Annotated in this window: 6 protein-coding genes; 3 read left to right on the top strand and 3 right to left on the bottom strand. The window is 52.6% G+C overall.

From position 1 onward, the window contains the following. The first annotated feature begins 11 nt into the window (after positions 1 to 11). Together pflB and pflA are read left to right on the top strand one after the other, a co-directional pair. Positions 12 to 2,294, top strand: a complete 2,283-nt coding sequence (gene pflB / locus OGX84_RS03580; protein WP_012133023.1) for a formate C-acetyltransferase — start codon at positions 12 to 14, stop codon at positions 2,292 to 2,294. Positions 2,295 to 2,485: 191 nt separating this feature from the next. Further along, entirely contained in the window at positions 2,486 to 3,226 is a 741-nt protein-coding gene (pflA, locus tag OGX84_RS03585; protein WP_024130479.1) for a pyruvate formate lyase 1-activating protein, read from the top strand. 78 nt (positions 3,227 to 3,304) lie between these two features. Here pflA and OGX84_RS03590 read toward each other — a convergent pair whose 3' ends face one another. Beyond that, complete coding sequence (locus OGX84_RS03590) at positions 3,305 to 4,453, bottom strand: MFS transporter (protein ID WP_153258356.1); 1,149 nt, start codon at positions 4,451 to 4,453, stop codon at positions 3,305 to 3,307. A 313-nt stretch (positions 4,454 to 4,766) separates the two neighbouring features. Here OGX84_RS03590 and ycaC point away from each other — a divergent pair, with 313 nt between their 5' ends. After that, positions 4,767 to 5,393, top strand: a complete 627-nt coding sequence (gene ycaC, locus OGX84_RS03595; protein ID WP_012133028.1) for an isochorismate family cysteine hydrolase YcaC — start codon at positions 4,767 to 4,769, stop codon at positions 5,391 to 5,393. Positions 5,394 to 5,476: 83 nt separating this feature from the next. Here the strand turns inward: ycaC and OGX84_RS03600 are convergent, their stop codons facing one another. Together OGX84_RS03600 and dmsB are read right to left on the bottom strand one after the other, a co-directional pair. Further along, complete coding sequence (locus OGX84_RS03600) at positions 5,477 to 6,340, bottom strand: dimethyl sulfoxide reductase anchor subunit family protein (RefSeq protein WP_104868844.1); 864 nt, start codon at positions 6,338 to 6,340, stop codon at positions 5,477 to 5,479. Between the two features lies 1 nt (position 6,341). Beyond that, complete coding sequence (dmsB, locus tag OGX84_RS03605; protein ID WP_012132456.1) at positions 6,342 to 6,959, bottom strand: dimethylsulfoxide reductase iron-sulfur subunit DmsB; 618 nt, start codon at positions 6,957 to 6,959, stop codon at positions 6,342 to 6,344. Positions 6,960 to 6,993: the final 34 nt, after the last annotated feature.

The following is a 6,993-nucleotide window of genomic DNA, read 5'->3' on the forward strand; positions in this document are numbered from 1 at the left end:
GTAGGTGTTACATGTCCGAGCTTAATGAAAAGTTAGCCACAGCCTGGGAAGGTTTTACCAAAGGTGACTGGCAGAATGAAGTAAACGTCCGTGACTTCATTCAGAAAAACTACACTCCGTACGAGGGTGATGAGTCCTTCCTGGCTGGCGCGACGAATGCGACCACTGCACTGTGGGACAGCGTAATGGAAGGCGTTAAACAGGAAAACCGCACTCACGCGCCTGTTGACTTTGACACCTCCGTTGCTTCTACCATCACTTCTCACGACGCTGGCTACATCAATAAAGCGCTTGAGAAAATCGTTGGTCTGCAAACTGAAGCTCCGCTGAAACGTGCGATCATCCCGTTCGGTGGTATCAAAATGGTTGAAGGTTCCTGCAAAGCGTACAATCGCGAGCTGGACCCGATGCTGAAAAAAATCTTCACCGAATACCGAAAAACCCACAACCAGGGCGTATTCGATGTTTATACCAAAGACATTCTGAACTGCCGTAAATCCGGTGTTCTGACTGGTCTGCCGGATGCGTATGGCCGTGGCCGTATCATCGGTGACTACCGTCGCGTTGCGCTGTACGGTATCGACTTCCTGATGAAAGACAAATACGCCCAGTTCGTCTCTTTGCAGTCTGACCTGGAAAACGGCGTAAACCTGGAAGCGACTATCCGTCTGCGTGAAGAAATTGCTGAACAGCACCGCGCGCTGGGTCAGATCAAAGAGATGGCGGCTAAATACGGCTGCGATATCTCTGGTCCGGCTACCAACGCTCAGGAAGCTATCCAGTGGACCTACTTCGGCTACCTGGCCGCTGTTAAGTCTCAGAACGGCGCAGCAATGTCCTTCGGTCGCGTATCCACCTTCCTGGATGCGTACATCGAACGTGATATCAAAGCAGGCAAAATCACCGAACAAGACGCACAGGAAATGATTGACCACCTGGTCATGAAACTGCGTATGGTTCGCTTCCTGCGTACGCCGGAATACGATGAACTGTTCTCTGGCGACCCGATTTGGGCAACTGAATCTATCGGCGGTATGGGCGTTGACGGCCGTACTCTGGTTACCAAAAACAGCTTCCGCTTCCTGAACACCCTGTACACCATGGGTCCGTCTCCTGAGCCGAACATCACCGTTCTGTGGTCTGAAAAACTGCCGCTGAACTTCAAGAAATTCGCCGCTAAAGTGTCCATCGACACCTCTTCTCTGCAATACGAGAACGATGACCTGATGCGTCCAGACTTCAACAACGATGACTACGCTATCGCTTGCTGCGTAAGCCCGATGGTTGTTGGTAAACAAATGCAGTTCTTCGGTGCGCGTGCAAACCTGGCGAAAACCATGCTGTACGCAATCAACGGCGGCGTTGATGAAAAACTGAAAATGCAGGTTGGTCCTAAATCTGAACCGATCAAAGGCGACGTTCTGAACTTCGACGAAGTGATGGACCGCATGGATCACTTCATGGACTGGCTGGCTAAACAGTATGTCACCGCGCTGAACGTTATCCACTACATGCACGACAAGTACAGCTACGAAGCCTCTCTGATGGCGCTGCACGACCGTGATGTTATCCGCACCATGGCGTGTGGTATCGCAGGTCTGTCCGTTGCTGCTGACTCCCTGTCTGCAATCAAATATGCGAAAGTTAAACCGATTCGTGACGAAGACGGCCTGGCTGTAGACTTCGAAATCGAAGGCGAATACCCGCAGTTTGGTAACAACGACTCTCGCGTTGATGACATGGCGGTTGACCTGGTAGAACGTTTCATGAAGAAAATTCAGAAACTGACCACTTACCGTGGCGCTATCCCGACTCAGTCTGTTCTGACCATCACTTCTAACGTTGTGTATGGTAAGAAAACCGGTAACACCCCAGACGGTCGTCGTGCTGGCGCGCCGTTCGGACCAGGTGCTAACCCAATGCACGGCCGTGACCAGAAAGGTGCTGTTGCCTCTCTGACCTCCGTTGCAAAACTGCCGTTTGCTTACGCTAAAGATGGTATCTCTTACACCTTCTCTATCGTTCCTAACGCACTGGGTAAAGACGACGAAGTACGTAAAACCAACCTGGCGGGTCTGATGGATGGTTACTTCCACCACGAAGCGTCCATCGAAGGTGGTCAGCACCTGAACGTGAACGTGATGAACCGTGAAATGCTGCTGGACGCGATGGAACACCCGGAAAAATATCCGCAGCTGACCATCCGTGTATCAGGTTACGCAGTACGTTTTAACTCCCTGACTAAAGAACAACAGCAGGACGTTATTACTCGTACCTTCACTCAGACCATGTAATTGGGTTTTGACTGAAATCGTACTGTAAAAAGCGTACAATAAAGGCTCCACGTAAGTGGGGCCTTTTTAACAACTAAGTCTCTTTCGCCAGCTATCTATACTCAATGGATGACTGCCAAAACAGACTCGACACAGTTAATAACTGTGCACTAACACGGCCCCGGATGGGCCACATCTGGAGAAACACCGCAATGTCAGTTATTGGTCGCATTCACTCCTTTGAATCCTGTGGCACTGTTGACGGCCCGGGCATCCGCTTTATTACGTTCTTCCAGGGCTGTCTGATGCGCTGCCTGTATTGCCATAACCGCGACACCTGGGATACGCATGGCGGCAAAGAAGTTACCGTTGAAGATCTGATGAAAGAGGTCGTCACCTACCGCCACTTTATGAACGCATCCGGCGGCGGCGTAACGGCTTCCGGCGGCGAAGCGATCTTACAGGCAGAGTTTGTTCGCGACTGGTTCCGTGCCTGTAAGAAAGAAAGCATCCATACCTGTCTTGATACCAACGGCTTTGTTCGCCGCTACGATCCGGTCATCGATGAACTGCTGGAAGTCACCGACCTGGTGATGCTTGACCTGAAGCAGATGAATGACGAGATTCATCAGAATCTGGTTGGCGTATCCAACCATCGCACGCTGGAGTTCGCCAAATACATCTCCGCAAAGGGCATTAAGACCTGGATTCGCTACGTTGTGGTGCCGGGCTGGTCTGACGATGACGACTCCGCACACCGTTTGGGCGAATTCACCCGCGATATGGGCAACGTTGAAAAAATCGAACTGCTGCCCTATCACGAGTTAGGCAAACACAAATGGGTCGCAATGGGCGAAGAATACAAGCTTGATGGCGTTAAACCGCCGAAGAAAGAAACCATGGAGCGCGTAAAAGGTATTCTTGAGCAGTACGGTCATAAAGTGATGTACTGAGTTATTTTGTCGGTATCGCCGGATGGCGACGCGAAAGCGTCTTATCCGGCCTACAGACTTCATACCTGATCACATAAATTAAACGTGCGCCACAGGGGTCGGCGTATGTCCTGCGTTGCGCAGCAGCATAAGCAAATAAACAAACGAGACGCTGGCAATCATAATAAACAACAGATTATCAGAGTAATTCTGCATCAGCATCGCGGTAAATGACGGCCCCAGCAGGCTGCCTATGGTATAGCTGAGCAGCAACGCCTGGTTCATCGCCACAAGCTGATGACGTTCTACCTTTTCACAAGCCCAGGCCATCGCGACGGGATAGAGCGTAAAGCCTGCCGCCCCCAGAATGAATAAGGCTGGCGCCATCGCAGCCTGAGTCAGCATGGCAATACTGCCGAGGATCACCACAAAGACCTGTACACGCAGCACCAGAAGACGACCAAACTTATCGGCCAGACGACCAATCGGCCATTGGCCTAAAATACCGGCGCTCACCAGCACGGCCATCCAGAAACCGATGCTCGCATTACTAATCCCCTGATGATTAAGGTACAGCGGCATCAGGCCATATAGCGATCCCAGTACAATCCCGGAAATAATGCACCCGTTTACACCTAACCGCGCCTGACGCAGTCTCAGCATTGACGTAATCGGCGTCGTATCGTGTTCTTCCGACTGCTGGTTCAGGATACGGGTAAAGAGCAGCGGCAAAATGCCCGCCAGAATCATGCCGGTTACCCACGGCAGAACGCTCATTAATTCTGTCGGAACTTTACTGACCAGCAGTTGCCCCAAAAACGTTCCCACGTAATAGACCATCATGTACGCAGCCAGCAACCGCCCACGATTACGGGATGTTCCGCTGCACATCAAAGCGCTTTCCACCACGACCCAAATCATGGCGCAGCCCACGCCGGCAACAAAGCGCCAGGCCAGCCAGCTCCAGAAACCAATCATCATGCCCAGCCCTACGCAACCCGCCACAAAAATGAGCGAGGCAATATAGTAACTGCGGTTAAAGCCCAGGCGCTTGATTAAATACCCGGTAAGCAACGTCCCAACCAGATTCCCGGTAAAGTAGGACGAACTGACCATACCGACCTGCCAGGTTGCCAGGCTTTCCTGGGCAAGCCACAAGGGGACGAGCGTGTTTAATACTGCGATCGCCAGGGTCAACAAAAGCAGGCCGCACAGCAAAAGCATGACGGGCCGGGTATAGATGGACATGGATAAAAACCGTGAGGAAGTTCAAATTTCATGCGCATCATGCCACCAACAAAAACATTGTCAATCTACCCGAATCGCGGCATCACGCGCTTTCCCGCCCTTCGATTTGAAATACTGATTCATGGCATGAAAGAGCAGCGTCCGATAAACATCATGTTATTGTTTTAATTGACCTAAAACAAAACTGCCGCGTTTCGTTCAGTCGAAAAATTTCATGGTTCCTGCAACATCATTTTTCCGGTCTATGCTTTTGGGGAAGACAACATACCGAAATGGCTTTTGATGTAACGCTAACTCTAATCAGGAGAAGATAATGACTAAGCCTTACGTTCGTCTCGATAAAAATGATGCCGCGGTTCTTTTAGTTGATCACCAGGCGGGGCTGCTGTCTCTTGTACGAGACATCGATCCTGACAAATTCAAAAATAACGTTCTCGCACTTGGCGATTTAGCCAAATACTTCAACCTCCCCACCATCCTTACCACCAGTTTCGAAACGGGGCCAAACGGGCCGTTGGTGCCGGAATTGAAAGCACAGTTCCCCGATGCCCCCTACATTGCACGCCCCGGAAACATCAACGCGTGGGACAATGAAGATTTCGTGAAAGCCGTTAAGGCGACAGGTAAAAAGCAGCTCATCATTGCGGGGGTTGTCACGGAAGTGTGCGTGGCCTTCCCCGCCCTCTCTGCGATTGAAGAAGGGTTCGATGTGTTTGTCGTGACCGATGCGTCAGGCACCTTTAATGAAATTACCCGTCACTCCGCCTGGGATCGCATGTCGCAGGCTGGCGCGCAATTAATGACATGGTTTGGCGTGGCGTGTGAGTTACACCGCGACTGGCGTAATGATATCGAAGGTCTGGCGACGCTGTTCTCTAATCACATTCCTGATTATCGCAATCTGATGACCAGCTACGACACGTTAACTAAGCAGAAGTAAAAAACCAGGGACATATTGCCTGATGGCGCTTCGCTTATCAGGCCTACGGATCGTGTAGGCCTGATAAGGCGCGAGCCGCCGGATTAACTCGCCACCGCCATTCCCACGGTCATATGGAGCCCGTAGAATACGCCGCGACCAATCAGTTCCCCCACCAGCAGCAGGATAAACGCCACCGACAACAGCGGAACCGCAGGTTGATAACCTTTCAACTGCGGCACAATCCAGCAGCACAGTGCCACGACCAGCACCACAATACGCCAGGCCATCAGCGAACCATAATCCGGTACGAGCGCAGAAGCCTGCTGGATGGAGCTATGAATCGTCGCCAGCTCCGCTCCCTGCATCACTGACATAATGGCGCTGACCACCAGTGCGAGAACCGAAATTACGGGCAGCAGACGCATCGCCCAGCCATCGACGCCCGCAATACGCAGCAGCAGATAACCCAGCAGCGGCCCCCCCATAAACAGCGTCAGGAAGAAGCCCAGCGGCGTCCAGATGCTGTACCAGGTCGGTACGGTATCAATGCTGTTATACACGCGCACCATCATCCAGACAAAGATAACGCCCAGCACGATCGTCACAACCAGCCAGAGATTACGCAGCGCCGGAGAGAGCTTTTTCAGCACCGCCAGTAACCAGCCGATCCCGCCGACGGCAAAAAAGAGCGAGCCGCTGGCAATTTCATTACTCAATGCCGACGAGCCCACGCGGTTCAGCGAATTGAAGGCGCGCATTGGCGACCCCAGATGCAGCATAGACGCGATGAAGCCAATTCCCATTAGCACCCACAGAGCAAACATGCCGGTCAGCACTCGCTGTTGAGATTCGGTACGCAACTCGCCTTTCATCAGCGCCAGAGCCAGAACGATAAAACCGCCGACCACGCACTGACCAAAAACCGTGAAGATCATCAGCGGCCATTCATGCCATCCACTTCCCATCTTACACCTCCTTCGGATTTGCCAGATAACCCGTGGTATCCCCGGTCGGGCGGCTGTTGGCGTTGGGTTTAATCACAATGTTCGGTCTGGTGAAGTGCGCGCCCGGCAGCGGCGCAACGGCCGCCAGCGTGCCATGTTTCTTCCGCAGTTCTTCTATCGGGCCAAAGTCCAGCGCGCGCAGCGGGCAGGACTCGACGCAGATCGGTTTTTTGCCGTCGGCAACGCGGTCATGACAGCCGTCGCATTTGGTCATGTGGCCTTTGGCGGCGTTATACTGCGGCGCACCGTACGGGCAGGCCATATGGCAGTAGCGACAGCCGATGCAGACGTCCTCATCCACTACCACAAAGCCGTCCTCGCGTTTGTGCATCGCGCCGCTCGGGCACACTTTCGTGCAGGCCGGGTCTTCGCAGTGGTTGCAGGAAATGGAAAGATAGTAGGCAAAGACATTCTGGTGCCAGACGCCGTTATCCTCCTGCCAGTCGCCGCCCGCATATTCATAGATGCGGCGGAAGCTGACGTCCGGGGTTAAATCTTTGTAGTCTTTGCAGGCCAGTTCGCAGGTTTTGCAACCGGTGCAACGACTGGAGTCAATAAAAAATCCATATTGGGTTGTCATCGGTTACTCCTTATACCTTCTCAACCTGAACGAG

Origin of the sequence: Citrobacter sp. CK202 (assembly GCF_030333225.1) — a bacterium.
GTDB classification, from domain to species: domain Bacteria; phylum Pseudomonadota; class Gammaproteobacteria; order Enterobacterales; family Enterobacteriaceae; genus Citrobacter_B; species Citrobacter_B koseri.

Bases quoted from the DNA above. Each gene is read 5' to 3' on its own strand.
- pflB (WP_012133023.1), top strand. From the start codon at position 12: ATGTCCGAGCTTAATGAAAAGTTAGCCACAGCCTGGGAAGGTTTTACC.
- OGX84_RS03590 (WP_153258356.1), bottom strand. From the start codon at position 4,453: ATGTCCATCTATACCCGGCCCGTCATGCTTTTGCTGTGCGGCCTGCTT.
- pflA (WP_024130479.1), top strand. From the start codon at position 2,486: ATGTCAGTTATTGGTCGCATTCACTCCTTTGAATCCTGTGGCACTGTT.
- ycaC (WP_012133028.1), top strand. From the start codon at position 4,767: ATGACTAAGCCTTACGTTCGTCTCGATAAAAATGATGCCGCGGTTCTT.
- OGX84_RS03600 (WP_104868844.1), bottom strand. From the start codon at position 6,340: ATGGGAAGTGGATGGCATGAATGGCCGCTGATGATCTTCACGGTTTTT.
- dmsB (WP_012132456.1), bottom strand. From the start codon at position 6,959: ATGACAACCCAATATGGATTTTTTATTGACTCCAGTCGTTGCACCGGT.